This window comes from Limibacillus sp., from assembly GCA_037379885.1.
GTDB lineage: Bacteria > Pseudomonadota > Alphaproteobacteria > Kiloniellales > CECT-8803 > JARRJC01.
In genome coordinates this window covers 52725-75534 of record JARRJC010000009.1, presented here as the reverse complement: position 1 = coordinate 75534, position 22810 = coordinate 52725, and the positions used below count along the sequence as shown (strand labels likewise).

Sequence of the window (22810 nt, the reverse complement as noted above, 5' to 3'; positions counted from 1 at the left end):
CAAGCCGCCTTCGGACCCAATTTCAAACCCGCCTCAGCGGTTCTTCCACTCGGGTTTGCGCTTTTCGGCGAAGGCGCTCATGCCCTCCTTCTGATCCTCGGTCGAGAAGGTCGAGTGGAATACCCGGCGCTCGAAGAGAATGCCCTCGGCGAGATTGGTCTCGTAGGAGCGATTCACTGCCTCCTTGCACATCATCACCGTGGGCTGGGAGAAGCCGGCGATCTTGGTCGCGATGCGCAGCGCCTCCTCCTGAAGCTCGCCGGCGGGCACCACCTTGGCGACCAGGCCCGCGCGCAGCGCGGTGTCGGCGTCGATGAACTCGCCCGTCAGGCACATCAGCATGGCCAGGGACTTGTTGGTGTAGCGGGTCAGGCGCTGCGTGCCGCCGGAACCGGGGATCGTGCCGATGGTGATCTCCGGCTGGCCGAACTTGGCGTTGTCGCCCGCGATGATGATGTCGGCCATCATCGCCAGCTCACAGCCGCCGCCCAGCGCGAAGCCGGACACCGCCGCGATGGTCGGCTTGCGGCAGGTGGCGAGCCGCCCCCAGCCCTTCGTGATGAAGTCCTGGGTATAGACGTCCATGTAGTCCTTGGCCTTCATCTCCTTGATATCGGCGCCGGCGGCGAAGGCCTTCTCCGAGCCGGTGATCACGATGGCGCCGACTTCCTCGTCGGCCTCGAAGGCGTTCAAGGCCTCCTCCAGCTCGGCGATCAGGGCGGCGCAGAGCGCGTTCAGCGCCTGCGGACGGTCGAGGGTGACGAGTCCGACGCCGCCCTTCTTCTCGGTCTTGATGTTCTCGTAGGCCATGGGTCTCGTTCGCTCCTTTCGGGTGGCGAGTGGGGGTAGAAAGATGAAAAGGCGAAAACGTCTCCGCGCGCTGGCGAAGGGCGCTCTCTATTGCGGCTGCAGGGTGAAGTGGACCACCAGTCGGTCGCCCTCACGGCTGTAGCTGAGGGTGAGCTGTTCGTCACCCCTGGTATAGGAATCCCGGCCGCCGGCCTGCCAGCCGAGCTGCGGCAAGGTCGTGCCGTAGAAGCCGCGCACCTCTTCCAACGGCAGGGTGCCGGCGGCTTCCGCCTCGACGATGCGCCCGGCGGGCTTGTTGAAGACCAGGGCCGCGCTGCGGTCCTCCACCAGCCCTTCGGCCAGCGGCACGTCGTCGATATCCTTCAAGAAGAGCGTCTCTGCCAAGGCGGCGGGCGCGGCTGCAAGGAAAAGCGCGCAGAGAGCCAAGGGCGCGAGCAGCGCCAGCAGGGATCGGCCGGTCAGGAGTCGGTTCGCGTTCATGGGCCCCTTTCCTACCCTAGCGCTGGCGGCGGGGACAATAGAAAGTCGAGCGGTTGGACTGCACCATGCGCTTGATGCCGCCGCCCGCCGCCGTCCCGCCGCAGTCGCAAGCCGGGCAGAGGCCGCCCTCTTTTCCGTAGACGGCCCACTCGTGCTGGAAATATCCCAGCTCGCCGTCGGCCTGCACATAGTCCCTGAGAGAGGAGCCGCCCGCGGCGATGGCGCGGGTCAGCACCGACTTGACCGCCGTGGCCAGCCGCTCGGCCCTGCCTCCCTGCACCGTGCGGGCGAGGCGGCGGGGCGAGATCCCGGCGAAGAAGAGCGCCTCGCTAACGTAGATGTTGCCAAGCCCGGCCACCACGCGCTGATCCAGAAGCGCCGCCTTGATCGGGGAGGCCTTGCCGCGCAACGCCTCGGCCAGCCTCGGGCCATTGAAGGCGTTGCCCAGCGGTTCAGGACCCAGGTCGCGCAACAGAGGATGGACGCTAAGCGCCGCCTCGTCCGCGATCAGGTCCATGATCCCGAAGCGCCGGGCGTCGTTGAAGCGGACCTGCCGCCCCTCTTCCGTCTCGAAGACCACGTGGTCGTGCTTTTCCAGCGGCAGGGCGGGATCGTCGATCAGCAGCATGCGGCCCGACATGCCCAGGTGGCAGAGCAGCACCTGTCCGTCGTCCATGTGCAGCAGCAGGTACTTGGCGCGCCGCTCTATGCGCTCGACGCGCCGGCCTTCGAGCCGTCCGGGGAAGTTCTCGGGCAAGGCAAAGCGCAAGTCTGGCCGGCGCTGAAGCACGCGCGTCAGGCGGCGGCCTTCCAGCACCGGGGCCAGGCCCCGCTTCACGGTCTCTACTTCTGGCAGTTCTGGCATGCGCGAAGGTCTGCGGCGTTGGGTCCCGGAATTGGGTGGCGCGAACAGTAGCGCAAAGGCGGAGCGCGCGCTATCTTCGCCGCCATGACCGGTGAGAACCACAGCAACGACAGCGACAACCGCACGGCTTCCTTTGGATTCCGCGAAGTGGCGGCGGCCGAGAAGCAGCCGCTCGTCCAGGGCGTCTTCCGTTCCGTGGCGAGCCGCTACGACCTGATGAACGACCTGATGTCCGGCGGCATCCACCGCCTCTGGAAGCGCGAGATGGTTTCCTGGCTGCGCCCGAGACCGGGACAGGCGCACCTGGATGTCGCGGGCGGCACCGGGGATATCGCCTTTCGGATCCGGGACAAGGTGGGCGCCGACAAGGCGGGGCCGATCACGGTCTGCGATCTGACGCCGGAGATGCTGGAGGTCGGGCGCGACCGCGCGCTGGATCACGGCGTTCTGTCGGGCATCCATTGGGTCTGCGGCGACGCCCAGCGCCTGCCCTTCCCCGACCGCTGCATGGAGAGCTACACGATCGCCTTCGGCCTGCGCAACGTGACGGACATCGACCTGGCGCTGGCCGAGGCGAAGCGGGTGTTGAAGCCGGGTGGACGTTTCCTCTGCCTGGAGTTCAGCCATGTGGTGCTGCCGCTGTTCGACGAGATCTACGACCGCTATTCCTTTTCCGTCCTGCCTTGGCTCGGACAACGGATCGCCAACGACCGCGAGTCCTATCAGTATCTCGTGGAATCCATCCGCCGCTTTCCCAAGCAGGAAAAGCTCATCGAACGCATGACCCGGGCCGGACTCGCGCGCTGCAGTCATCGCAACCTGACGGGCGGCATCGCCGCACTCCATTCCGGCTGGCGTCTTTAAAGGGCGCCCCCTGGCGAGCCGATAGGAAGTCCCCCCATGCTGCGCACCCTGCGCTCCTTTTTCCGGCTACTGACCATCGCCCATGTCATGGCGCGAAACGACGCGCTTGCCTTCCTGGAGAGCCTGGAGATCGCGCCCGGCACAGCGCGGCTGCTGCGGATCGTTGTGCCGCGCCGCAAGGAGGGGCGGCCCGGCGAGAAGCTGGCCGCCGCGCTCACGCGCCTGGGGCCCAGCTTCATCAAGCTCGGGCAGTTCCTCTCCACCCGCGCCGACCTGATCGGCGAGCAGGTGGCGGCCGACCTCTCCGAGTTGCAGGACAGCCTGCCGCCCTTCTCCCCCGCCGAGGCGCGCGCTCTCGTCGAAGATGAACTGGACGCGCCGCTGGAAACGCTGTTCCGCGATTTCGAACTGGAGGCGATCTCCGCTGCCTCCATCGCCCAGGTGCACTTCGCGGTCACCAGCGAGGGCGAGGAGGTCGCGGTCAAGGTGCTGCGCCCCGGCGTGGAGAAGGCCTTCAAGCGCGACCTCGACCTCTTCTATTGGCTGGCTGAGCTGGCCGTGCGGCTCCAGCCCAGGGTCAAGCGTCTGAAGCCGCTGGAACTGGTGGCCCTGTTCGAGGAGCAGGTCACCATGGAAATGGACCTGCGCCTGGAAGCAGCCGCTGCTTCGGAGCTGGCCGAGAACTTCGAGGGCGACGAGAGCTACCGCCTGCCCGTCGTGGATTGGGAGCGAACGGCGCGGCGCGTCCTGACCACCTCGCGCCTTTCCGGCATCCCGATGGACGACCGGGACGCGCTGCTGGCGGCCGGCCACGACCTGCAGGACATCCTGACCAAGGCGGCGGCGATCTTCTTCAATCAGGTGTTCCGCGACGGCTTCTTCCACGGGGATCAGCATCCCGGGAACATGTTCGTCGACGAAGAGGGCAATATCGGCGCGGTCGATTTCGGGATCATGGGGCGGCTCAGCCGGGCCGACCGGATCGTGCTGGCCGACATGCTGCTGGCCGTGCTCGACAAGGACTACCGCAAGCTGGCCCAGGTGCAGGTGCAGGCCGGCTTCCTGCCGCCGGGCCGCCCGCTCGACAGTTACGTCCAGGCGCTGCGCAGCGTGTGCGAGCCGATCTTCGGCAAGTCGCTGGAGGAGATCTCCTTCGCGCGTCTCCTGGCCCAGCTTTTCCAGCTCACCGAATCCTATGAGCTGGAGGTGCAGCCGCAGCTCACGCTGCTTCAGAAGAACATGATGATGGCCGAAGGCGTCAGCCGCGTGCTCGACCCCAGCCTCAACATCTGGAGCCTCGCCGAACCGCTGATCGCCGAGTGGGTCGCCGCCAACCGGGGCCCCCAGGCGCGCATCCGCGACGCGCTGGAGACCTTCGAGGACACGCTGGCGCGCCTGCCGCGCATCGCAGAAAACCTGGAGAAGGTTTCCGCCGAGCTCGCGGAGACCGGACTGCGGGTCCATGGCGGCGACGCAGGCGGCGGGCAGGGCCTTTGGAACCGCCTTCCGCTGATTCTGGCCTTGGCGGCGCTGGCCCTCGCCGCAACTGCGATCTTGGATTGAGTCTATAAAATACCCACATTTCCTGTAGAAAACTTGCGTCCCCTCAGGTCTGCGCGTATTTTCGCGAGTTCGGAGGGGTAATTCATTGCCGAAGGTAGATGGGATGTTGCAGGGAAAGAGAATCCTGCTGATCGTGGCGGGCGGAATCGCCGCCTATAAGTCTCTGGAACTGGTGCGCCGCCTGCGCGAACGCGGTGCGTCGCTGCGCGCCGTGCTGACCCGCTCGGGCGCTCAGTTCGTCACGCCGCTCTCCCTCTCGGCGCTGACAGAAGACAAGGTCTACGGCGAGCTCTTCGACCTGACCGACGAGCAGGAGATGGGCCACATTCAACTGAGCCGCGATGCGGACCTCTTGGTGGTGGCGCCCGCGACCGCGGACCTGCTGGCCAAGATGGCCGGCGGCCTTGCCGACGACCTGGCCTCCACGGCGCTGCTGGCGACCGACAAGCCGGTTCTGGCCGCGCCGGCCATGAACGTTCGCATGTGGGAGCATCCCGCGACCCAGGCCAATCTCGCCACGCTGCGCGCGAGAGGCACGCTTTTCGTGGGTCCCAACGAAGGGCCCATGGCCTGCGGCGAGTTCGGCGAAGGCCGCATGGCCGAACCCGCGGAGATCATCGAGGCGATCGAGGCCGCCCTGGCTGGCGGCGGGCGGCTCGCGGGCCGCCGGGTGCTGGTCACCAGCGGCCCCACGCATGAGGCCATCGATCCCGTCCGCTACATCGCCAACCGCTCTTCGGGCAAGCAGGGCCATGCCATCGCCGCCGCGCTCGCGCGCCTCGGGGCCGAGACGCATCTGGTGACCGGGCCGGTCGCACTGCCCGATCCTCAAGGTGTGACGGTCACGCAGGTCGAGTCCGCCGAGGAGATGCTGTCGGCCTGTCGCGCCGCGCTGCCCGTGGACGCGGCTGTCTGCGCGGCCGCCGTCGCCGACTGGCGGGTCGCCGAGGCCGCGGCCCAGAAGATGAAGAAGAGCGGGGAGCTGCCATCCCTGGCTCTCACCGCCAATCCGGACATACTGGCCAGCCTTTCGGAGCCCGGGAACCAAAGGCCCCGCCTGGTCGTGGGCTTCGCCGCCGAGACCGAGAAGCTGATCGAGAACGCCAGAGCCAAGCTCGAGAAGAAGGCCTGCGACTGGATCCTCGCCAACGACGTCTCCAGCGCCACGGGCACCTTCGGCGGCGCGGAGAATGAGATACACCTGGTGAGCGCCCAGGGCGTGGAGGACTGGCCGCGCATGACCAAGGAAGCCGTCGCCCAGCGTCTGGCCGAACGTATCGCCGACCATCTGGATGAAGGAAAAGCCGCATGACGAAAGACGCCGGCGTGACCGTGGCGGTAAAGCGCCTGCCCCATGCCGAGGGACTGGACCTGCCGCAATACGCCACCGGTCAGAGCGCCGGGGTCGATCTCCGCGCCGCGCTGGAAGACCCGGTGACGCTGCAACCCGGAGAGCGCAAGCTGATCCCGACCGGCCTCGCCATCGCCCTTCCGGCGGCCTTCGAGGCGCAGGTGCGCCCCCGTTCGGGCCTGGCGTTGAAGCACGGCGTCACGGTCCTCAACACACCCGGCACCGTCGATGCGGACTACCGTGGGGAGATCGGCGTCATTCTGATCAATCTGGGCGACCAGCCCTTCACCATCGAGCGCGGCGAGCGCATCGCCCAGATGGTCGTGGCCCCGGTCAGCCAGCTCGCCTGGAACGAGGTCGCCGATCTGGAAGAGAGCGCGCGCGGCGCCGGCGGCTTCGGCTCCACCGGGCGCGGCGCCCTGGGCGGATGAGCCCGGCAGGTCAGAGGAGAGGTCATGCTACGCCTGTCAAAGAAACTGCTTTTCGCCATAGAAGCCGTGGTCGACATCGCCTACCACGCCGGGCCGGAGCCTGTGCGCTCGACCGACATCTCGGAGCGCCAGGGCATCCCGCGCCGCTATCTGGAGCAGGTTCTTCAGCACCTCGTGCACCACGAAATCCTGAGCGGCCAGCGCGGGCCGCGCGGCGGTTACCGCCTGGCGCGCGAACGCAGGCGCATCTCCATCGCCGAGATCATCCGCGTGGTGCGCGACCTGGAAGGAACCCCGGACCCCACATCGGTGCCCGAAGGCTCGGAGATCGGCATCAAGGTGGTGCGCCCCATCTGGATGGAGATGCAGCAGGAGATGATGGAGCGCTTTGAGAGCATGACGGTCGAAGACCTCTGCCGCAGGGCCCGCGAGAAGAACATCGAACGCGAGACGCCGGACATTCCCGATTTCTCAATTTAGCGGCCCGGCGAGGACAGCATGCCAAGCAGCGAGAAGAGCCGGGCGAAAGCCGAAGCCAGAGGCCGCATCTTCGGGTCCATTCTGGAGACCGTCGGCGCCACCCCCTTGGTGCGTCTTTCCAAGTTGGCGGATGCCCACGGCGTGGAGGCGGAGATCCTCGCCAAGTGCGAGTTCTTCAACCCGCTGTCCTCGGTCAAGGACCGGATCGGGCTCGCCATGATCGAGGCGATGGAGGCCGACGGACGCCTGACCCCCGGCAAGACCGTCCTGATTGAGCCGACCTCCGGCAACACCGGCATCGCGCTCGCCTTCGTGGCCGCGGCCAAGGGCTACCGGCTGATCCTCACCATGCCCGAGACCATGTCGGTGGAACGCCGCAAGATGCTGCGGCTGCTGGGCGCGGAGCTGGAATTGACCGAAGGCGCCAAGGGCATGCGCGGCGCCATTGCGCGGGCGAACGAACTGCTGGACGAGCTGCCGGACGCCGTCATGCCCCAGCAGTTCTCCAACCCCGCGAACCCGGAAGTCCACAGGAGAACCACGGCGCAGGAAGTGTTGATAGACTGCAGCGGCGAGCTCGATGTCTTCATGGGCGGCGTCGGCACCGGCGGCACCCTGACCGGGGTCGGGCAGGTGCTGAAGAAAGCCCTGCCAAGGGTGAAGATCGTCGCCGTCGAGCCCGAGGACAGCGCCGTGATATCCGGCGGCGAACCCGGCCCGCACAAGATCCAGGGAATAGGCGCCGGTTTCCTGCCGGAAAACCTCGATCCGAAGGTGATCGATCAGGTGATCGCGGTCTCGAACGAGCGCGCCTTCGCCATGGCGCGCGAGGCGGCCGCCCTGGAAGGCATGCCGGTCGGCATCTCCTCAGGCGCGGCCCTGGCGGCGGCGCTCGAACTGGGAGAAGGCCCGGACATGAAGGGTAAGCGCATCGTGGTCGTGCTGCCTTCCGCCGCGGACAGGTACCTCTCGACCGATCTCTTTGAGGGTCTGTAAGAGCCGATGGGCGATGACGCCCCTAAACCGCTGGACACTCTGTTGCGTGAGGCGCGCGCCTGCGACATCTGCGCGGCGCATCTGCCGCTGGGCCCCCGCCCCGTCTTGCGCGCCGCCCCCTCGTCCCGGCTTTTGATCATCGGACAGGCGCCCGGAACGAAGGTGCACGAGAGCGGCGTTCCCTGGAACGACGCCTCCGGAGAGCGCCTGCGCGACTGGATGGGAGTGACGCCAGAGACCTTCTACGACGAGACCAAGATAGCGATCCTGCCCATGGGCTTTTGCTATCCCGGCCGCCTGCCGCGCGGCGGCGACGCCCCGCCGCGACCGGAATGCGCGCCGACCTGGCACCCGCCCCTGCTCGACAGCCTGCCGAATGTCCGCCTGACCCTGCTTGTCGGGCAGTACGCCCAGGGCCGCTATCTCGCCGAGGTGAAGGCCAAGACGCTGACCGAGACGGTGCGCAACTTCGCGGCTTATGGCACGCGGGTCATACCGCTGCCGCACCCCTCCTGGCGCAACACGGCCTGGATGAAGAAGAATCCCTGGTTCGAGCGGGACCTGCTGCCCGTGCTGCGCGCGCGGGTCACCTCGATCCTCAAGAGCGCCCGCTCTTGAGCCAAATGGCTCAAGCCTGGGCTTCGATCCGGTCCATATCGTCGTCGGAATAGCCGAAGTGGTGCCCAATCTCGTGGATCAGCACGTGGCGCACGACATGCATCAGGTCTTCCTCCATGTCGCACCAGTAGTCGAGGATCGGGCGGCGGTAGAGGTAGACGATATCCAGGTCCTCCGCCTGATCGCTCACCGAGCGGCGGATCAGGTCTACACCCTGATAGAGACCCAGCAGGTCGAAGGGGGTCTCGCAGTCCATGGCCTCCAGAATATCGTCGTCTGGGAAGTCCACGACGCGGATCACGACCCCATCGCAGTGACGGCGCAGGAACGCCGGAATCGAGGCATAGGCCTCCCGCGCCATGGACTCGATGTCCGCCAGCGTCGGGGGCGTCGTGAAGCGCCTTCCTGCAGCGTAGGCCATGGCCACCTTCTCCTTCTTTCTTCCAGTCCGGGCCTCCAGCCTGGGTCCGCCGCTTGACCCTCGCGGGCCGGTGGTCCCAGTCTAGCCCCCCTGAGAAGCGAAAACCCCGCAAACAAGGAGCAACCGGACATGGCCGAGAAACTCTCAAGCGCGGATCGTCAGGCCGCGCTCTCCGATCTGGCGGGCTGGGAAACGGTTTCCGACCGCGACGCCATCGCCAAGACCTTCAAGTTCAAATCCTTCATAGAGGCCTTCGGGTTCATGACCCGCGTGGCGCTCCATGCCGAAAAGATGAACCATCATCCCGAATGGTCCAACGTCTACAATCAAGTGACCATCACTCTGACGACTCACGATGCAGATGGTCTTACCCCGTTGGATATCAAGCTAGCCCAGAAGATCGAGCGGGAAGCGGCGCGTTGACGCCTCCAGCCAAACCGGAGCGAGCCGGGTTCTACTCCAGCGGGACGGAACAGACAAGTCCACGATCCAAGAAGGCAAAGCGGCGGGCGTGAGCCAAGTCACCATCGTTCTATCAACCTACAACCGGCCCTGGGCGCTGCGCCTGGCCATCGAAGGGGTCCTGGGACAGACCCGGGACGACTGGCGCCTGCTGGTTGTCGGAGACGCCTGCTCCCGCTCCACTGGGCGCTGCGTCAGGGGTTTTCGCGACCCGCGCATCCACTACGTCAACCTCTCAGGGCGCTTTGGCGAGCAGTCCGGGCCGAACTCGGTCGGGCTGCTTCTCGCGGAGACACCCTATGTCTGCTTCCTGAACCACGACGATCTCTGGTTGCCCGACTTTCTGGAACGCGGCCTCGCTGCGCTGGAGCGCGAGAAGGCCGACTTCCATACCGGCGGCACGGCCTTTATCGCTCAAGACCCGCAAACGCTCTTCGACTATCACGTGATCGAGCGCTCGGCCCAGTCCCGGCGCATCGAGGAGGCCTTTCTCGCCGCCCCCTTCCTGTTCGAGCCCATCAGCGCCTGGATTCTGCGCAAGGAGGCGGCTCAGCGTGTCGGCCCCTTCCGCCATTCCAGCGAAATCCACCGTTTACCGCTCATCGACTGGCTCAATCGGGCGGCCCGCGAAGGGCTGAAGCACTGCGACGATCAGACCTTTACCGTCGTGAAGGACAACTGCCGTCCCCGGCTTCTGCCTCGCAGGCAGTACTACAAGGAGCTTCCGCTCGGCCTCTGGCGCGCATCGCGCAGACTTCGCAAGCTCGGATGCGAAGCGTTCCGGCTTCATCTGGAGGAGAGCTTCAAGGGCTGCCTCAGCCTGGGGTGGGTTCCCCGTGACCCTTACGAAGCGCCTCCCCTGCCCAAGCGGGTCCACGCGAAGCTTGGCGAGCGGGTCACGGCCCAGATGCGCGACCACTTCTTGGAGACGGGCGAGGATCTCTTCGAGGTCAGCCGGGACGAGGCCGGCACCGTGAAAGGCGGCAGCATCAGAAACATACTTCAACAGCGCACAGGTGAAGACATGCCCGCGCCGCCAGATCTGGAAGCGATGTTGGCCGAAGCGCGGGCATCGCTGCCCTGGGGGCGCGCATGACCCTGGCGGAGTGGCTGGAGCGGCTGCGCGAGGCCCGCAAGGGGCGGGTTGAGAGGATCCCTCTCAGCCAGTCACGGGAATGGCTGTGGGACGATGGTGTCGTCCGGCATCGCAGCGGCGGATTCTTCAGCATCGAAGGCGTCAGGGTCGCGCGGGAGGGCTCAGCCTTCGACCGCTGGACAGCGCCCATGATCCGGCAGCCCGAGATTGGGCTGCTGGGCTTCCTTCGCCACGAGGATGCCGGGGGCGCGCGCTACCTGTTGCAGGGAAAATCCGAGCCGGGGTCGATCCATTGGGTACAGGTGGGCCCCAGCGTCCAGGCCACCAGAAGCAACTACCTGCGCCTGCACAAGGGTGCGGCGACCCGCTACCTCGATCTTTTCCGGACCGATCGGCCCTCCACCGGCCAGAACGACGGCTTTGCGGGCATTCTTCAATCGGAGCAGGGCACGCGGTTCATCAAGAAGTACAACGGCAACGCCGTCGTGACCTTGCAAGAACCCGTCGAACCGGAGGATGAAGCCTGGCGGTGGTTTCCCGCGGGCGAGCTGCGGGCCGCGCTCGCCCAGGACTTTTCGGTCAACACCGATGCCCGCTCCGTCCTTGTATCGGCGCCCTGGCGGGACTTGGCCGAGGGGCGTCAGCCCTTCGCCGCAACAGACGGCTTTGCAGCGGAGAGTGACAGCGGCCTCCGGTCGCTGCGAGACGCTCTCGCCCGCTCCCATGCGCAGGGCGCGTCGCGATTGGCGGATGGAGAACTCGACCGAGTCCTGGACCGGTTGCAGGCGCTCCGTGACGAGGGTGCTCCGGAGCTCCAGAAGGTTCCGCTGGAGGCCCTGCCCGGTTGGCGCGAAGCCTGGGGCGACCGGCCGCCGCAGAGCGATAAGGGCCCGGACTCGCTGGGCTATGGCTTCTTCAGAGTCGAGGCCCCCGGGCGCGAGGTTGAGCAGTGGGATCAGCCTTTCCTGTTCTGCGAGGAACGCCCGACCTTCGCGCTGCTTCTGTGGGAGCGTCGGGGCCTGCCCGTTCTCGGCTTCTCCTGGCGCTCAGAGCCGGGGTTCGGCCCCCTGGTGCAGCTTGGCGTCAGCCTTCAAAGCGATACGCCGCGCCCCGGATTGGGTGAGCTTCTAGAAGGGCGCAAAGCCGAACTGGAGGTGATCCAGTCGGATGAGGGCGGGCGTTTCTTCAACGCCATCGGGATCTACCAGCTGCACGATCTGCGAGATCACTCGCTGCCCCAGGAGGCGGAACAGCTTGTCTGGTTGAACCTCGCTCAAGTCGAGGCGCTCTGCCGACGGCCTGGGGTTTTCACCAACGAGGCGCGCTCCGCCCTCTCGGTCCTGCTCAGCCTTCTCTAGACCGCCCGCCGCAAAGGAGTCTTACAAAGCGTCACGGCTTTCTAGTAACCTTTCCGGTCTTGGAAGATGGGAGACCGGACCATGGAGTACTACGATCTCGGCCGCTATTCGCGGGGCATCACCACCTCTTCGCCCGAAGCCCAACTCTGGTTCGACCGGGGGCTGAACTGGACCTTCGCCTATAACCACGAAGAGGCGGTCAACTGTTTCAAGAAGGCGTTGGAGCACGACCCGGACTGCGCCATCGCTCATTGGGGCGTCGCCTATGCCATCGGCCCCAATTACAACATGCCCTGGGAACTCTTCGACCCGGAGGGCAAGGCCGAAGCGCTGGCGGCCGCGTACGACGCGGCGCGCAGAGCCTGCGAACTGGCCGCCCCCGCCTCGCCCGCCGAGCAGGCCTTGATCGCTGCCCTTCCCGCGCGCTATCCCGAACGCACGCCGATAGAGGATCAATCCTCCTGGAACGACGACTTCACCGACGCCATGCGTCTGGCCTACGAGGCGCATCCGGATGACCTGGAGATCGCCACGGTCTTCGTAGAAGCGATCATGAACCGGACCCCCTGGCAGATGTGGGACTTGAAGACGGGGGGCGTGGCAGAGGGCGCAGGCACCGAAGAGGCGCGCCACGTGCTGGAGCGCGCCATGGCCGAACTGCCAGGCGCCATGGAGCATCCCGGCATCCTGCATCTCTACGTCCACCTGATGGAGATGTCGCCCTTCCCGGAACTGGCGCTGAAGGCGGGCGACAAGCTCAGGACCCTGGTGCCCGACGCCGGTCACCTGATCCACATGCCGACCCACATCGACATCCTCTGCGGCCACTATCACGACGTCCTCGTCTCCAACCAGGACGCCATCGTCGCCGACCGCAAGTTCCTGGAGCGCGACGGCTACATGAACCTCTATTCGTCCTACCGCACCCACAACTACCATTTCGCCATCTATGGAGCGATGTTCCTGGGCCAGCTCGAACCGGCCCTGGCCGCCGCCGAGGAACTGATCGAGACCACGCCGGAGGAGCTTATCCGCCTGGCGTCTCCGCCCATGGCGGACTTCATCGAGGGCTATATCCCCATGAAGCAGCATGTGCTGATCCGCTTCGGGAAATGGCGCGAGATCACGCAGCAGGCGCTGCCCGAGGACCCGGAGCTCTACTGCGTCACCACGGCCATGATCCACTACGCCAAGGGGGTCGCGCATGCGGCGCTGGGCGAGGTGCCCGAGGCCGAGCAGGAGAAGGCGCTCTTCCTCGCCGCCCAGAAACGCGTGCCGGAGAGCCGGCTGCTCCACAACAACACTTGCCAGGACCTGCTGAAGATCGCCGAGGCGATGCTCGACGGCGAGATCGAGTACAGGAAAGGCAACTTCGACGCCGCCTTCGCTCACCTGCGCCGTTCGGTGGAGTTGGACGACGCCCTGCCCTACGACGAGCCCTGGGGCTGGATCCAGCCGACCCGCCACGCCTTGGGCGCGCTGCTCTTCGAACAAGGCCGGGTCGAGGAGGCGGAGGCCGTCTACCGCGAGGACCTGGGCCTCGGCGGAAAGCTGAGCCGAGCGACCGTGCACCCCGACAACGTCTGGAGCCTGCGCGGCCTGCACCAGTGCCTGGAAGCGCGGGGAGACACAGCTAGCATGGAGGCGAGGCTGATCAAGCAGCGCCTGGACCTCGCCGCCGCGCGCGCCGACGTGCCGGTCAAGGCGTCTTGCTTCTGCGCACGCGCGGCCCAGGCCGCGGAATAGAGCGGCGCGGCGCGACGCCTGCCGGGGCGTTCGTTTGATCCGGGATGACGGCGCCTAGGACTTGTCGAAGGCCTTGGCCAGCAGCTCCTCGGCCGCCTCTAGAGCCTGTTCGGCGTTCTTGGCCGTTGCGTCGCCGCCGACCGCATCGACCAGGGTCGGGTTGGACAGGAAAGCAGGGCCGCCGATCAGAACGCCGATGCGGCGGTTCTTCGAGGCTTCGCGGATCGCGGGGATCGCCTTGGCGACCTTCTGGACCTGAGTCTCCGCACCGACGGAGATGCCGATGAGCGGGAACCACTGCTTTTCGATCATCTCCAGAAGCTCGTTGCCGACCTCCATCTCGATCCCGCCGTGCACGTCCCAGCCGCCGAGGCGGAAGAACTCCCGCACCACGATGACACCGAAGAAATGCTGTTCGCCGGGCGCGCGGGCAATCGCGATGCGGCGGGTCTGGTCGTAGCCCTGAGGTTCGGCGACGCTGTGGTCGCCAATCTGGTGCAGAACCAACTGCAACGCGCCCAGCGCCTGGGTGACGCCGAAGAAGTCCATGCGGTCGTCTTCCCACATGCGGCCCACTTCCTGAGCGACCGGCGCCAGCAGGTTCAGGTAGATGAACTGAACCGGCACACCGGCCTTCAAGAGGCCGAGGATCAGCTTGCGGGATTCCTCGAGCTGATAGTTGCAGAAGAGTTTCAAGGCCTTGGGGTAGGCCTCGGTCAGGAGAGCTTCGTACTCCGACGGGTCGGCCTTCACGCCGAGGCGTCCGTAGTGGCGTTCCTGAGCTTTGACGAGTTCCGGAATTACGCTGCGTTCAATGACGCCAGCGAGGCTTCGTACCTCATCCTCTCCCAAGCCACCCAAGCTCTCCGGGCCGAGAAAGGAAGAAGCGTAGTCGGCCTTGGAACTAGGTTCCGGCCTATCGTGCGACATGCGCGCCCTCCCTGCCGTGCCGCAACGACTGTCTCCTGGTTTCAAAGCACCGGAAACTTGCGGGAATTCGTTGCTTGCACCGCGACTGAAAGGAAATCATACACGAAAGAATAATGGGTCTGTAAAGCAGACTCGGTAATTCTGCGTGAAATAGGCGTGGATAAGAACGACTGGCGTCGCGGATAACCGCGCGCTAGAACTGGAACTTAAACTCTACCAAGCGGCTGAAAAGGCTCAGAGAATCATCATGCCAAGACACCTAGACCTCGCCGAACTGCAGGCCGGCCTGCCGCAGATCCTCAATTCCCCCTCCGACGAGGGAGTTCTGGAGGGCATCGTCGTCCGCCCCGCGAAAGGCGAGCGCCTGGAGCCCGAGAGCGTCGCGATTTCCAGCGCGGGCGGACTGGAGGGCGACCACTGGGCCAAGGGCTGCTGGAAGTCCCTGGAGGATGGAAGTCCGGACCCGGACGTTCAGATCTGCATCATGAACGCCCGCTGCATCGCCCTGGTCGCCCAGGAACGCAGCAACTGGGCGCCCGCCGGCGACAACCTCTTCATCGACATGGACTTAACGCCGGGGAACCTGCCGCCGGGCCAGCGCCTTCGGATCGGCAGCGCCGTCATCGAGATCACGGCCGTGCCCCACAACGGCTGTTCGGCCTTCATCGAACGCTACGGGCGCGATGCCTGCCTTTTCGTGAATTCCGGCGAAGGCCGGAAACTGAAGCTGCGCGGCATCTACGCCCGCGTGGTCGAGGACGGCAGGGTCTCGCTGGGCGACAGGGTCGTGAAGATCGCTTAGGGCCGCCCGGCTCTGGCCGTCACTGCATGCGCATCGCACCGTCCAGGCGGATGGTGTCGGCGTTCAGCATGGTGTTCTCGCAGATGTGCATCACCAGCTTTGCGAATTCGCTGGAATGGCCGAAGCGGTGCGGGAAGGGCACCTGGCTGGCGAGGTTGTCCTGCACCTCCTGCGGCATGTTCAAGAGCAGCGGCGTTCCGATCAGGCCCGGCGCGATGGTCAGGACGCGCACGCCGTTCTTCGCGAACTCGCGCGCCGCGGGCAGCATCATGCCCATGATCCCGGCCTTGGAGGCGGAATAGGCGACCTGGCCCAACTGGCCCTCGACGGCGGCGATGGAGGCCGTGGAAATGATCACGCCGCGCTCGCCGTCCTCGTTGATCGGATCCGCGGCCAGCATGTCGGCGGCGCCGAGACGCAGCAGATTGAAGCTGCCGATCAGGTTGACCTGGATGACCTTCTCGAAGGCTTCCAGCGGCATGGGGCCGTCACGGCCCACGATGCGTTTGGCGGGCGCGATGCCAGCGCAGTTCACCACGATCCGGCAGGGGCCATGCGCCTCGCGCGCTTTGGCGACGGCGGCTTCGGCGTCGGCGGCCGAAGAGACGTCGCAGACGAGGCCCAGGCCGCCGATCTCCTTGGCGACGGCGTCCACCGCCTCCTGATTGAGGTCCAGAACGGTCACCTTGGCGCCCGCGGCCGCCAGATGGCGCGCCGTCTCCGCCCCCAGACCCGAGCCGCCGCCCGTCACGATCGCTGCAAGTCCCTTTACGTCCATGGTCGTGTCTCCTCGCTATCAAATACGAAGGCCAAAGGGGTCAGCTGCGCCAGCGCAGCGTCTCCTCCTTGACCGGGTTTTCAAAGGCGCGGCCCTCCTCGCGGGCGCGCATCCATTCTTTCTTCACGCGGTTGAACCACTTGGCCTGCTTGTCGGCGTCGTCCACCAGGATCAGCGCGGGATCGTAGGCCAAACCCTCCTGCTGGCGCACCACCACGACCCGGTCCTGGGTCAGGAAGATGTCCGCCAGCTTGCGGATGACCGGGCTGAAGGGCTTCAGCCAGTCCATGGTCCAATAGAGCATGTTGTGGACCACCGTCTCGGTCTCGGTGACCGGCGTGATCGCCGTCAGGTTCACCACGGCATGCTTCGAGCCACGCACATGCTCGATGCGCAGGCCCGGCAGGCTGTAGCTGATCTCGGTGGTGACGCCCTCGCCCAGCAGCTTGTAGACCCGGTTCTCGCTGGGCAGCGTGTGACGCTTCATGCGCCAGCCGTAGGGCGCGGGCTCGAAGTGCTTCTCCTTGCGGCGCAGCGTCGTGGCGCCCTGCTTCCACCACCAGGAGGTATGGACGAAGGCTGCGTGGGTCGGGTCCATCAAGCCGAAGGCCGCGTGATCCATGGAACAGGGAAAGGTCTGGGATACCAGCACACCCGGCCCGCCCGCACCGACGTCGGGCAGCTCCGGCGGCGGCGGGACGCCCGGCCCCTCGTCCTCGGGACTATCGGAAAAGCGGACCCAGACGTTGCCTTGGATCTCCTTGGCCTGGAAAGCCTTGGTGCAGACGCGCGTCAGGTCCAGTTTCTGCTCCTCCACCAGCGAGGGGATCAGCGTGCACTGCCCCTGCCCGTCGAAGCGCCAGCCGTGGTAGCTGCACTGCACCTCGCGTCCGTCGAAGCGTCCGTAGGAAAGCGGGATGCCGCGGTGCGGGCAGATATCCCGCAGGACGAAGACCTCGCCGTCGTCCCGGCGGCAGAAGACCAGCGGTTCGCCCATGACCTTGGCGGCGGTCATGGCGCCCGGCTTCAGCTTGCGTCCGGAATCGGCCAGCGCAAGGTACCAGAAGTCCTTGAGGAGCTTTGCGCCGCCTGCCTGCAGCATGCCTTTCCTGTCCCCCGGATTGAGCGGGCCGGAACCCGGCCACGGTTCGAAGGTTTGTCTATCAGAGCCCCGTGACTTTGTCAGGCCCTAGAAGCCGGACGCCCTCGGTCCCATATGCTTTAGGCCATGACCGATCAGGAAGAGGATAAAAAGCTGGAGCGCTACGAGCGCGATGCCGAACGGGTCGAGCAGGGCTTCTGGCCCAAGGTCCGGAAGTTCATCGGCCGGGTGCCCTTCATCGAGGACGCCGTGGCCTCCTATTACTGCGCCGTGGACCCCAAGACGCCCTTCCAGGTGAAGGCCATCATCATGGGCGCGCTCGCCTACTTCGTCCTGCCCACCGACATGGTGCCCGACATCATCGCCGGGCTCGGCTTCGGCGACGATGCCGCGGTCTTCTACGCCGCCTGGAAAACCATCAGCGGACACGTGACCCCGACACACTTCGCCAAGGCCCGCGAGACCCTGCGGCGTATCAGCGGCGATGACGTGATCGAGGGGTAACGCCGCTCTGGCCGCGCGGCTCCCCGGGCGCTATCTCCTCCTCAGACGCCAACCTGAACAGACGAGCCGCCCATCATGTCTTTGAACGAAGTCCCCCTGCCCGCCCGCCAGATCGGCTTCGCCGGTCTCATCCCCTTCGCCGCCGCTCCGCTCGGCGCCTATCTGCTGCCCGACCCGGAACGCTTCCAGGCGGCCCAGGCGGGCGTCGCCTACGCCGCCGTGATCCTCAGCTTCCTGGGCGCGGCCCACTGGGGACTGGCGCTGGCCGGATACGGAACGCAAGGCGCGAAGACGGGAATGACCCCGCAGCGGGCCTGGCTTTCCGTCCTGCCCTGCCTCATCGCCTGGCTGGCGCTGCTGATGGTGCCCCAGGTTGCGGTGCTGACGCTGATGGCCGGCTTCCTCATCACCTATATCGTGGAAAAGCGCGGCGCGGAGGCCGGTCTCGTACCCGCATGGTACATGAGCCTTCGCCTGCCGCTGACGCTGGGTGCGCTCGCCTCGCTGGCAGCCCTCGCCGCCTTCGCCTTCGGGATCTAAAGGCGAGCGCTCAGCCCAGCGTGACGTCCAGGAACATCATCACGACGAAGCCCGCGACCAGCGCCAGGGTGGCCCGGCTTTCCCGCCCCTCCCGGTGAGTTTCGGGGATCACCTCGCCGGAGATCACGTAGAGCATGGCGCCCGCCGAACTCGCCAGCGCCCAGGGCAGCACGGCATCTCCAAAACTAACCGCCGCTGCGCCGATGATGCCGCCGACCGGCTCCACCAGGCCGGTCAGCAGCGCGACCAGGAAGGCGTAGCGTCGCGTGAAACCCTCCGAGACCAGGGCGGCGGCCACCGCCAGACCCTCCGGCATGTTCTGTAGGCCGATGCCGATCATGATCGACAGGCCGTTGGAGACATCGTCGGTTCCGAAACCGACGCCGACGCTAAGTCCCTCTGGGAAGTTGTGCAGCGTGATCGCGATGATGAAGAGCCAGTTGCGGCCCAGCGAGTAGCCGAGCGCGCCCTCCTTGCCCTTCTCGAAATGCTGGTGCGGCACGAGGTTGTGGATCTGCCAGATCACCAGCGCGCCGATCAGGACCCCGGCGCCCACCACCAGCGCGGCGGTGACGGCGCCCTGGTCGATCTCGACCCGCTCCATGGCCGGCAGGATCAGCGAGAAGACCGTGGCCCCCAGCATGATGCCCGCCGCCACCGCGAGCAGCATCGCCTGGCCCTTCACCTTGTGGCCGAGGCCGAAAAGTATCGGCAGGGCGCCCAGTCCCGTGCAGAGGCCCGCGGCGAGGCTGCCGAGCGATCCGGTCACAAGAACCGGCCATTGCTGGAGGGCTTCGAACATGGTCAGGACCTATCCAACCGTTGAACCGCGCGCCACTACAAGGGGCGGACGCCAGGGCGCCTGCGTTCGGTCTTCCGGACCCGCTCCCGCCAGACGATGTAGTAGGTGCTGGCGATGATGATGGCCGCCCCGCCCCAGGTCCAGACATCGGGCACCTCGGCGAAGAAAAGGTAGCCCACGATGGTTGCCAGCAGCAGCTTGGAATAGTCGAAGGGGGCCACGAAGGTCGCCTCCCCCGCGCGGTAGGCGCGCAGGATGCAGGCCTGGGAAATCATGCCAAGGACACCCACGCCCGCGAGCAGCAGCCACTCCAGGGGCGTCGGGTCGCGCCAGTGCAGGATCGCCGGGACGAGGGCCAGCAGGAAGGAGGCGACGCAGAAGTAGACCAGCATCGCCGTCTGGCTCTCACTGGCCGGAAGGCGCTTGACCAGCACCACGGCGACCGCGATGCAGAAGGCCATGGCGAGCGGCGCCAGCAAGACCGGCTCGAAGCTCCCGGAACCGGGCCGCAGCATCACCAGGACGCCCAGAAAACCGACCGCCGTCGCCGCCCAGCGGCGCCAGCGCACCGGCTCGCTCAGGATCAGCACCGCCAGGATGATGGTGAAGAGCGGTTGGGTGAAACCCAGCGCCGTCACGGTGGCGAGCGGAAGGTGCGCCAAGCCATAGAAGCCGAACAGCATGGCCGCGCCGCCAACGAAGCCGCGCAGCAGGTGGATCACCGGGTGGTTGGTCTTGAAGGCCGCCGGCCCAACCCGCCAGATGAAGGGCGCCAGAGCCACCAGTGCGAAAAAGACCCGCGCCAGGGAGGTCTGGAAGGGATCCATCCCGCCCGCCGAGAGCGTCTTCACCAGAAGCCCGTTCAAGGTAAAGCCCGTCCCGGCCAGGATCATCCAGCATGCGCCCTGCGCGTTGGGCGAAAGGCGCCGCCAGCGCCGGCGGGCCGGCAAGGTGAAGGGACGATGGTCGAGCGGGAAATCCATCGGCGCCGCGGCTCAGCGGCCTTGGGGCGCGGCGGAGGCCGCGCGTTGCGTCACGCGCTCGCGCGCGATCCGGGATTCACGATGCGCGATGTAGATGCTGGAGGCGGCGATGACGCCGGCGCCGATCCAGGTCCAGAGGTCCGTCGTCTGGCCGAAGACCAGCCAGGCCATGACCGCGATGAAGGGCAGGCGCGTGTAGTCGAAGGGCAGCACGACCGAGGCGTCCGCCACCTTGTAGGCGCGGGTCACCATGATCTGGGCGCCGGTCGCGATGAACCCGGTGGCGATCACCGCCAACCAGACTTCGACCGACGGCCACTGCCAGACGAAGAGCGCGGGGATCAGCGACAGCGGCGTCAGCAGCAGGTTCATGTAGAGCACGATGGTGACCGGCGCCTCGGTCGCCGAGAGCGTCTTCACCAGCAGCACGGAAGCAGCCATGAAGGCGGCGGCCACGACCGGCAGCGCCATGATCCAGGTTACCTCGGAAAAGCCGGGCCGGATGATGATGAGGACGCCCAGAAAGCCGATTACGGTCGCGGTCCAGCGCCGGGCGCGCACGACCTCGCCCAGCACCAGCGCGGCCCCGGCGGTTGCGAAGAGCGGCACGGTGAAGTTCAGGGCCACCGCCTCCGACAGCGGCAGCACCGCAACGGAATAGAACCAGAGCAGCATGGCGGTGAGCCCGACCGCCGCGCGCCAGAAGTGGAGCTTGAAGCGCTTGGTCGACAGGGCCTCCGGCCAATGCTCCGCCAGCCAAGGCAGCATCAGCACCAAAGCGAAGAGGTTGCGGAAGAAGGCGATCTGAAAGGGGTCCAGCTCCGCCGAGGCGTAGCGGATCAGGATGTTCATGGCCGAGAAGCCGAGGCAGCCCAGCGTCATCATCAGCGCGCCCTGGACGGGCCCGGTCAGCGCATCGAAGCGCGCCGATAGGGGGGAAGGTTCTCGTGCCATGCCGGCGGTCAGATTAAAGCCGCGCGCCGGTCATTGCCAGCAGGGCGGGCGCAAGGGTGCCTTGCGTTCCGCGAAGGTCGCAGGGCGTCCCGCGAAGATCGTAGGGCGTCCCGCGAAGATCGCAGCGCGCTAGGCGCTCTCCGCGTCCAGGCGCTCCAGCTCGTCGATCATGCCCTCGATGACCCCGAGGCCCTTGTTCCAGAATGCGGGATCCGACGCATCGAGTCCGAAAGGCGCCAGCAGTTCCTTGTGACGCTTGCTGCCGCCCGCCTTCAGCATCTCCAGGTACTTCTCCGCGAAGCCCTCTTCGGCCTCCTCGTAAACCGCATAGAGCGAGTTCACCAGACAGTCGCCGAAGGCATAGGCGTAGACATAGAAGGGCACGTGGATGAAGTGCGGGATATAGCACCAGAAGACCCGGTAATCCTCGTCCAGGCGGATCGCCTCGCCAAAGGATTCATTCTGGGTCTCCATCCAGAGGTCGCAGATCTGCTCAGGGAGCAGTTCGCCCTCGCGCCGCTCTGCGTGGAGCCGGGTCTCGAAATTGTGGAAGGCGATCTGGCGCACCACGGTGTTCAGCATGTCCTCGACCTTGCCCGCCAGCATCACCTTGCGGCGCTCCGGATCCTTCTCTTCGCGCAGCAAGGACTGGAAGGTCAGCATCTCCCCAAAGACCGACGCCGTCTCCGCCAGGGTCAGGGGCGTGTCCGCCATCAGGTAACCCTGCCGCGCGGACAGCACCTGATGCACGCCGTGGCCCAACTCGTGGGCCAGGGTCATGACATCGCGCACGCGCCCCTGATAGTTCATCAGGATGTAGGGATGGGCCGAGGGGACCGTGGGGTGAGAAAAGGCGCCTGACGACTTGCCCGGTTTCACCCCGGCGTCGATCCAGCGCTCGGCGAAGAAACGCTTGCCGATCTCCGCCAGATCGGGGGAGAAGCTGCGGTAGGCCTCCAGCACCCGGCTCTCCGCCTCGCTCCAGGGGATCTTGCGGTCGATGTCCTGGGGCAGTGGCGCGTTGCGGTCCCAGTAGTCGAGCTTTTCCTTACCGAACCACTTGGCCTTCAGGCGGAAGTAGCGGTGCGAGAGGCGCGGAAAGGCGTCCGTCACCGCCCCGGCCAGCGCGTCCACCACCTCGTCCTCCACCATGTTGGCGAGGTTGCGCGAAGAGACCGGGCGTTCATGCCCGCGCCATCCGTCTTCGATGGACTTGTCCTTGGCCAGCGTGTTGGTGACCTGCGCGAAGAGGCGCAGGTTTTCGCGCAGCACGGAGGAAAGCGACTTCGCGGCCTTCTTGCGGGTGGCCTCGTCCTTGTCGCTCAGTTTGTTCAGGATCTGGGATTCGGTGACCATCTTGCCGTCGAGCGGGAAGCGCAGCGCGGCCATGGTCTCGTCGAAAAGGCGGGTCCAGGCGGCCCGGCCCGATACGTCCTTCTCGTGCAGCAGCCGCTCGAGATCCTCGGAAAGCTGATAGGGGCGGAAGGCGCGGCGGTCGCGCAGCCAGGGCGCGTAGCGCGCCAGATCCTTGTCCTCCAATTTCTTTTTGAGGTCGGCCTCGGGAATCTCGTTGATCTCCAGCGTGAAGAAGATCAGCTGGCTGGAGACCTTCGTCACCTTCTCCTGAACGAATTGGTAGAAGCGCCCGGTCTCCGCATTCGAAAGGTCGGTGTTGTAGAGCAGCTGGGCGTAGCTCATCAGACGCCCGAGCAACTCCTCAACCTCTTCAAAGCGGCCGATGGCTTCGGCCAGCTGCGCGCCGGTCAGCCCGGCCAGACGGCCGTCGTAATCCGCGCGCAAGGCCTTGGCGTCGGTTTCCGCCTTGGCGAGATCGCTCTTGAGCAGATCGGAATCGCGGCCCGGATAGAGATCAT

The 22810-nt window shown here is 66.3% G+C and carries 25 protein-coding genes; 14 read left to right on the top strand and 11 right to left on the bottom strand.

What is annotated here, in order from left to right:
• Window positions 1-33 precede the first annotated feature (33 nt).
• From P8X75_04880 to mutM, 3 genes are all read right to left on the bottom strand, one after another.
• Entirely contained in the window at window positions 34-810 is a 777-nt protein-coding gene (locus P8X75_04880; protein ID MEJ1994536.1) for an enoyl-CoA hydratase, read from the bottom strand.
• Window positions 811-897: 87 nt separating this feature from the next.
• Window positions 898-1290: a hypothetical protein gene (locus tag P8X75_04875; protein MEJ1994535.1), complete on the bottom strand. Its 393-nt coding sequence runs from the start codon at window positions 1288-1290 to the stop codon at window positions 898-900.
• Window positions 1291-1306: 16 nt separating this feature from the next.
• Window positions 1307-2155, bottom strand: a complete 849-nt coding sequence (gene mutM / locus P8X75_04870; GenBank protein ID MEJ1994534.1) for a bifunctional DNA-formamidopyrimidine glycosylase/DNA-(apurinic or apyrimidinic site) lyase — start codon at window positions 2153-2155, stop codon at window positions 1307-1309.
• 84 nt (window positions 2156-2239) lie between these two features.
• Here mutM and ubiE point away from each other — a divergent pair, with 84 nt between their 5' ends.
• From ubiE to P8X75_04835, 7 genes are all read left to right on the top strand, one after another.
• Window positions 2240-3019, top strand: a complete 780-nt coding sequence (ubiE, locus tag P8X75_04865; protein MEJ1994533.1) for a bifunctional demethylmenaquinone methyltransferase/2-methoxy-6-polyprenyl-1,4-benzoquinol methylase UbiE — start codon at window positions 2240-2242, stop codon at window positions 3017-3019.
• Window positions 3020-3055: 36 nt separating this feature from the next.
• Window positions 3056-4582 carry a 2-polyprenylphenol 6-hydroxylase gene (gene ubiB / locus P8X75_04860; GenBank protein ID MEJ1994532.1) on the top strand — a complete coding sequence of 509 codons (1527 nt, stop codon included), beginning with the start codon at window positions 3056-3058 and terminating at the stop codon, window positions 4580-4582.
• A 103-nt stretch (window positions 4583-4685) separates the two neighbouring features.
• A complete protein-coding gene (coaBC, locus tag P8X75_04855) occupies window positions 4686-5894 on the top strand; it encodes a bifunctional phosphopantothenoylcysteine decarboxylase/phosphopantothenate--cysteine ligase CoaBC (GenBank protein ID MEJ1994531.1) in 1209 nt (402 codons plus the stop codon).
• Window positions 5891-6364 (top strand): dUTP diphosphatase, encoded by a 474-nt coding sequence (dut, locus tag P8X75_04850; protein ID MEJ1994530.1) that lies wholly within the window; start codon window positions 5891-5893, stop codon window positions 6362-6364. Before coaBC ends, dut begins: the two co-directional genes overlap by 4 nt.
• Before the next feature lie 24 nt (window positions 6365-6388).
• Window positions 6389-6844: an Rrf2 family transcriptional regulator gene (locus P8X75_04845; protein ID MEJ1994529.1), complete on the top strand. Its 456-nt coding sequence runs from the start codon at window positions 6389-6391 to the stop codon at window positions 6842-6844.
• A gap of 18 nt (window positions 6845-6862) precedes the next feature.
• The gene (cysK, locus tag P8X75_04840) at window positions 6863-7840 is read left to right on the top strand and encodes a cysteine synthase A (GenBank protein ID MEJ1994528.1); all 978 of its coding nucleotides are present in this window, start codon (window positions 6863-6865) and stop codon (window positions 7838-7840) included.
• A 6-nt stretch (window positions 7841-7846) separates the two neighbouring features.
• A complete protein-coding gene (locus P8X75_04835; protein ID MEJ1994527.1) occupies window positions 7847-8458 on the top strand; it encodes a uracil-DNA glycosylase family protein in 612 nt (203 codons plus the stop codon).
• Window positions 8459-8468: 10 nt separating this feature from the next.
• Here P8X75_04835 and P8X75_04830 read toward each other — a convergent pair whose 3' ends face one another.
• A complete protein-coding gene (locus P8X75_04830) occupies window positions 8469-8879 on the bottom strand; it encodes a metallopeptidase family protein (GenBank protein ID MEJ1994526.1) in 411 nt (136 codons plus the stop codon).
• Window positions 8880-8969: 90 nt separating this feature from the next.
• On the opposite strand from P8X75_04830, the gene P8X75_04825 reads away from it, so the two are divergent.
• The 4 genes from P8X75_04825 to P8X75_04810 all read left to right on the top strand — a co-directional run bounded on the left by P8X75_04825 (window position 8970) and on the right by P8X75_04810 (window position 13541).
• Complete coding sequence (locus P8X75_04825; protein MEJ1994525.1) at window positions 8970-9302, top strand: 4a-hydroxytetrahydrobiopterin dehydratase; 333 nt, start codon at window positions 8970-8972, stop codon at window positions 9300-9302.
• Between the two features lie 88 nt (window positions 9303-9390).
• Window positions 9391-10437, top strand: coding sequence for a glycosyltransferase family 2 protein (locus tag P8X75_04820; protein ID MEJ1994524.1), 1047 nt, complete (start codon window positions 9391-9393; stop codon window positions 10435-10437).
• Window positions 10434-11795 (top strand): NDP-hexose 2,3-dehydratase family protein, encoded by a 1362-nt coding sequence (locus P8X75_04815; protein MEJ1994523.1) that lies wholly within the window; start codon window positions 10434-10436, stop codon window positions 11793-11795. Before P8X75_04820 ends, P8X75_04815 begins: the two co-directional genes overlap by 4 nt.
• An 81-nt stretch (window positions 11796-11876) precedes the next feature.
• Window positions 11877-13541 (top strand): tetratricopeptide repeat protein, encoded by a 1665-nt coding sequence (locus tag P8X75_04810; protein MEJ1994522.1) that lies wholly within the window; start codon window positions 11877-11879, stop codon window positions 13539-13541.
• A gap of 54 nt (window positions 13542-13595) precedes the next feature.
• Here P8X75_04810 and P8X75_04805 read toward each other — a convergent pair whose 3' ends face one another.
• Entirely contained in the window at window positions 13596-14471 is an 876-nt protein-coding gene (locus tag P8X75_04805; protein MEJ1994521.1) for a cobalamin B12-binding domain-containing protein, read from the bottom strand.
• A 247-nt stretch (window positions 14472-14718) separates the two neighbouring features.
• On the opposite strand from P8X75_04805, the gene P8X75_04800 reads away from it, so the two are divergent.
• A complete protein-coding gene (locus P8X75_04800; GenBank protein MEJ1994520.1) occupies window positions 14719-15273 on the top strand; it encodes a hypothetical protein in 555 nt (184 codons plus the stop codon).
• A gap of 19 nt (window positions 15274-15292) precedes the next feature.
• Here the strand turns inward: P8X75_04800 and P8X75_04795 are convergent, their stop codons facing one another.
• Together P8X75_04795 and P8X75_04790 are read right to left on the bottom strand one after the other, a co-directional pair.
• Window positions 15293-16051, bottom strand: coding sequence for an SDR family NAD(P)-dependent oxidoreductase (locus P8X75_04795; GenBank protein ID MEJ1994519.1), 759 nt, complete (start codon window positions 16049-16051; stop codon window positions 15293-15295).
• A gap of 40 nt (window positions 16052-16091) precedes the next feature.
• Window positions 16092-17153: an aromatic ring-hydroxylating dioxygenase subunit alpha gene (locus tag P8X75_04790; protein MEJ1994518.1), complete on the bottom strand. Its 1062-nt coding sequence runs from the start codon at window positions 17151-17153 to the stop codon at window positions 16092-16094.
• 126 nt (window positions 17154-17279) lie between these two features.
• Between P8X75_04790 and P8X75_04785 the strand changes: the two genes are divergently transcribed.
• Window positions 17280-17657 (top strand): YkvA family protein, encoded by a 378-nt coding sequence (locus tag P8X75_04785; protein ID MEJ1994517.1) that lies wholly within the window; start codon window positions 17280-17282, stop codon window positions 17655-17657.
• A 75-nt stretch (window positions 17658-17732) separates the two neighbouring features.
• Window positions 17733-18197, top strand: coding sequence for a DUF3429 domain-containing protein (locus tag P8X75_04780; GenBank protein ID MEJ1994516.1), 465 nt, complete (start codon window positions 17733-17735; stop codon window positions 18195-18197).
• Window positions 18198-18207: 10 nt separating this feature from the next.
• Here the strand turns inward: P8X75_04780 and P8X75_04775 are convergent, their stop codons facing one another.
• From P8X75_04775 to P8X75_04760, 4 genes are all read right to left on the bottom strand, one after another.
• Window positions 18208-18999 carry a ZIP family metal transporter gene (locus tag P8X75_04775; GenBank protein MEJ1994515.1) on the bottom strand — a complete coding sequence of 264 codons (792 nt, stop codon included), beginning with the start codon at window positions 18997-18999 and terminating at the stop codon, window positions 18208-18210.
• Window positions 19000-19034: 35 nt separating this feature from the next.
• Window positions 19035-19982 (bottom strand): DMT family transporter, encoded by a 948-nt coding sequence (locus P8X75_04770; protein MEJ1994514.1) that lies wholly within the window; start codon window positions 19980-19982, stop codon window positions 19035-19037.
• A gap of 12 nt (window positions 19983-19994) precedes the next feature.
• On the bottom strand, window positions 19995-20936 hold the full coding sequence (locus P8X75_04765; protein ID MEJ1994513.1) for a DMT family transporter: 942 nt from the start codon (window positions 20934-20936) through the stop codon (window positions 19995-19997).
• A 129-nt stretch (window positions 20937-21065) separates the two neighbouring features.
• A partial coding sequence (locus P8X75_04760; protein ID MEJ1994512.1) for a M3 family oligoendopeptidase occupies window positions 21066-22810 on the bottom strand: 1745 nt, incomplete at its 5' end.

Excerpts from the sequence above, each read along its gene's own strand:
- P8X75_04880 (MEJ1994536.1), bottom strand. The coding sequence starts at position 810 with ATGGCCTACGAGAACATCAAGACCGAGAAGAAGGGCGGCGTCGGACTC.
- P8X75_04875 (MEJ1994535.1), bottom strand. The coding sequence starts at position 1,290 with ATGAACGCGAACCGACTCCTGACCGGCCGATCCCTGCTGGCGCTGCTC.
- mutM (MEJ1994534.1), bottom strand. The coding sequence starts at position 2,155 with ATGCCAGAACTGCCAGAAGTAGAGACCGTGAAGCGGGGCCTGGCCCCG.
- ubiE (MEJ1994533.1), top strand. The coding sequence starts at position 2,240 with ATGACCGGTGAGAACCACAGCAACGACAGCGACAACCGCACGGCTTCC.
- ubiB (MEJ1994532.1), top strand. The coding sequence starts at position 3,056 with ATGCTGCGCACCCTGCGCTCCTTTTTCCGGCTACTGACCATCGCCCAT.
- coaBC (MEJ1994531.1), top strand. The coding sequence starts at position 4,686 with ATGTTGCAGGGAAAGAGAATCCTGCTGATCGTGGCGGGCGGAATCGCC.
- dut (MEJ1994530.1), top strand. The coding sequence starts at position 5,891 with ATGACGAAAGACGCCGGCGTGACCGTGGCGGTAAAGCGCCTGCCCCAT.
- P8X75_04845 (MEJ1994529.1), top strand. The coding sequence starts at position 6,389 with ATGCTACGCCTGTCAAAGAAACTGCTTTTCGCCATAGAAGCCGTGGTC.
- cysK (MEJ1994528.1), top strand. The coding sequence starts at position 6,863 with ATGCCAAGCAGCGAGAAGAGCCGGGCGAAAGCCGAAGCCAGAGGCCGC.
- P8X75_04835 (MEJ1994527.1), top strand. The coding sequence starts at position 7,847 with ATGGGCGATGACGCCCCTAAACCGCTGGACACTCTGTTGCGTGAGGCG.
- P8X75_04830 (MEJ1994526.1), bottom strand. The coding sequence starts at position 8,879 with ATGGCCTACGCTGCAGGAAGGCGCTTCACGACGCCCCCGACGCTGGCG.
- P8X75_04815 (MEJ1994523.1), top strand. The coding sequence starts at position 10,434 with ATGACCCTGGCGGAGTGGCTGGAGCGGCTGCGCGAGGCCCGCAAGGGG.
- P8X75_04810 (MEJ1994522.1), top strand. The coding sequence starts at position 11,877 with ATGGAGTACTACGATCTCGGCCGCTATTCGCGGGGCATCACCACCTCT.
- P8X75_04805 (MEJ1994521.1), bottom strand. The coding sequence starts at position 14,471 with ATGTCGCACGATAGGCCGGAACCTAGTTCCAAGGCCGACTACGCTTCT.
- P8X75_04800 (MEJ1994520.1), top strand. The coding sequence starts at position 14,719 with ATGCCAAGACACCTAGACCTCGCCGAACTGCAGGCCGGCCTGCCGCAG.
- P8X75_04795 (MEJ1994519.1), bottom strand. The coding sequence starts at position 16,051 with ATGGACGTAAAGGGACTTGCAGCGATCGTGACGGGCGGCGGCTCGGGT.
- P8X75_04790 (MEJ1994518.1), bottom strand. The coding sequence starts at position 17,153 with ATGCTGCAGGCAGGCGGCGCAAAGCTCCTCAAGGACTTCTGGTACCTT.
- P8X75_04785 (MEJ1994517.1), top strand. The coding sequence starts at position 17,280 with ATGACCGATCAGGAAGAGGATAAAAAGCTGGAGCGCTACGAGCGCGAT.
- P8X75_04780 (MEJ1994516.1), top strand. The coding sequence starts at position 17,733 with ATGTCTTTGAACGAAGTCCCCCTGCCCGCCCGCCAGATCGGCTTCGCC.
- P8X75_04775 (MEJ1994515.1), bottom strand. The coding sequence starts at position 18,999 with ATGTTCGAAGCCCTCCAGCAATGGCCGGTTCTTGTGACCGGATCGCTC.
- P8X75_04770 (MEJ1994514.1), bottom strand. The coding sequence starts at position 19,982 with ATGGATTTCCCGCTCGACCATCGTCCCTTCACCTTGCCGGCCCGCCGG.
- P8X75_04765 (MEJ1994513.1), bottom strand. The coding sequence starts at position 20,936 with ATGGCACGAGAACCTTCCCCCCTATCGGCGCGCTTCGATGCGCTGACC.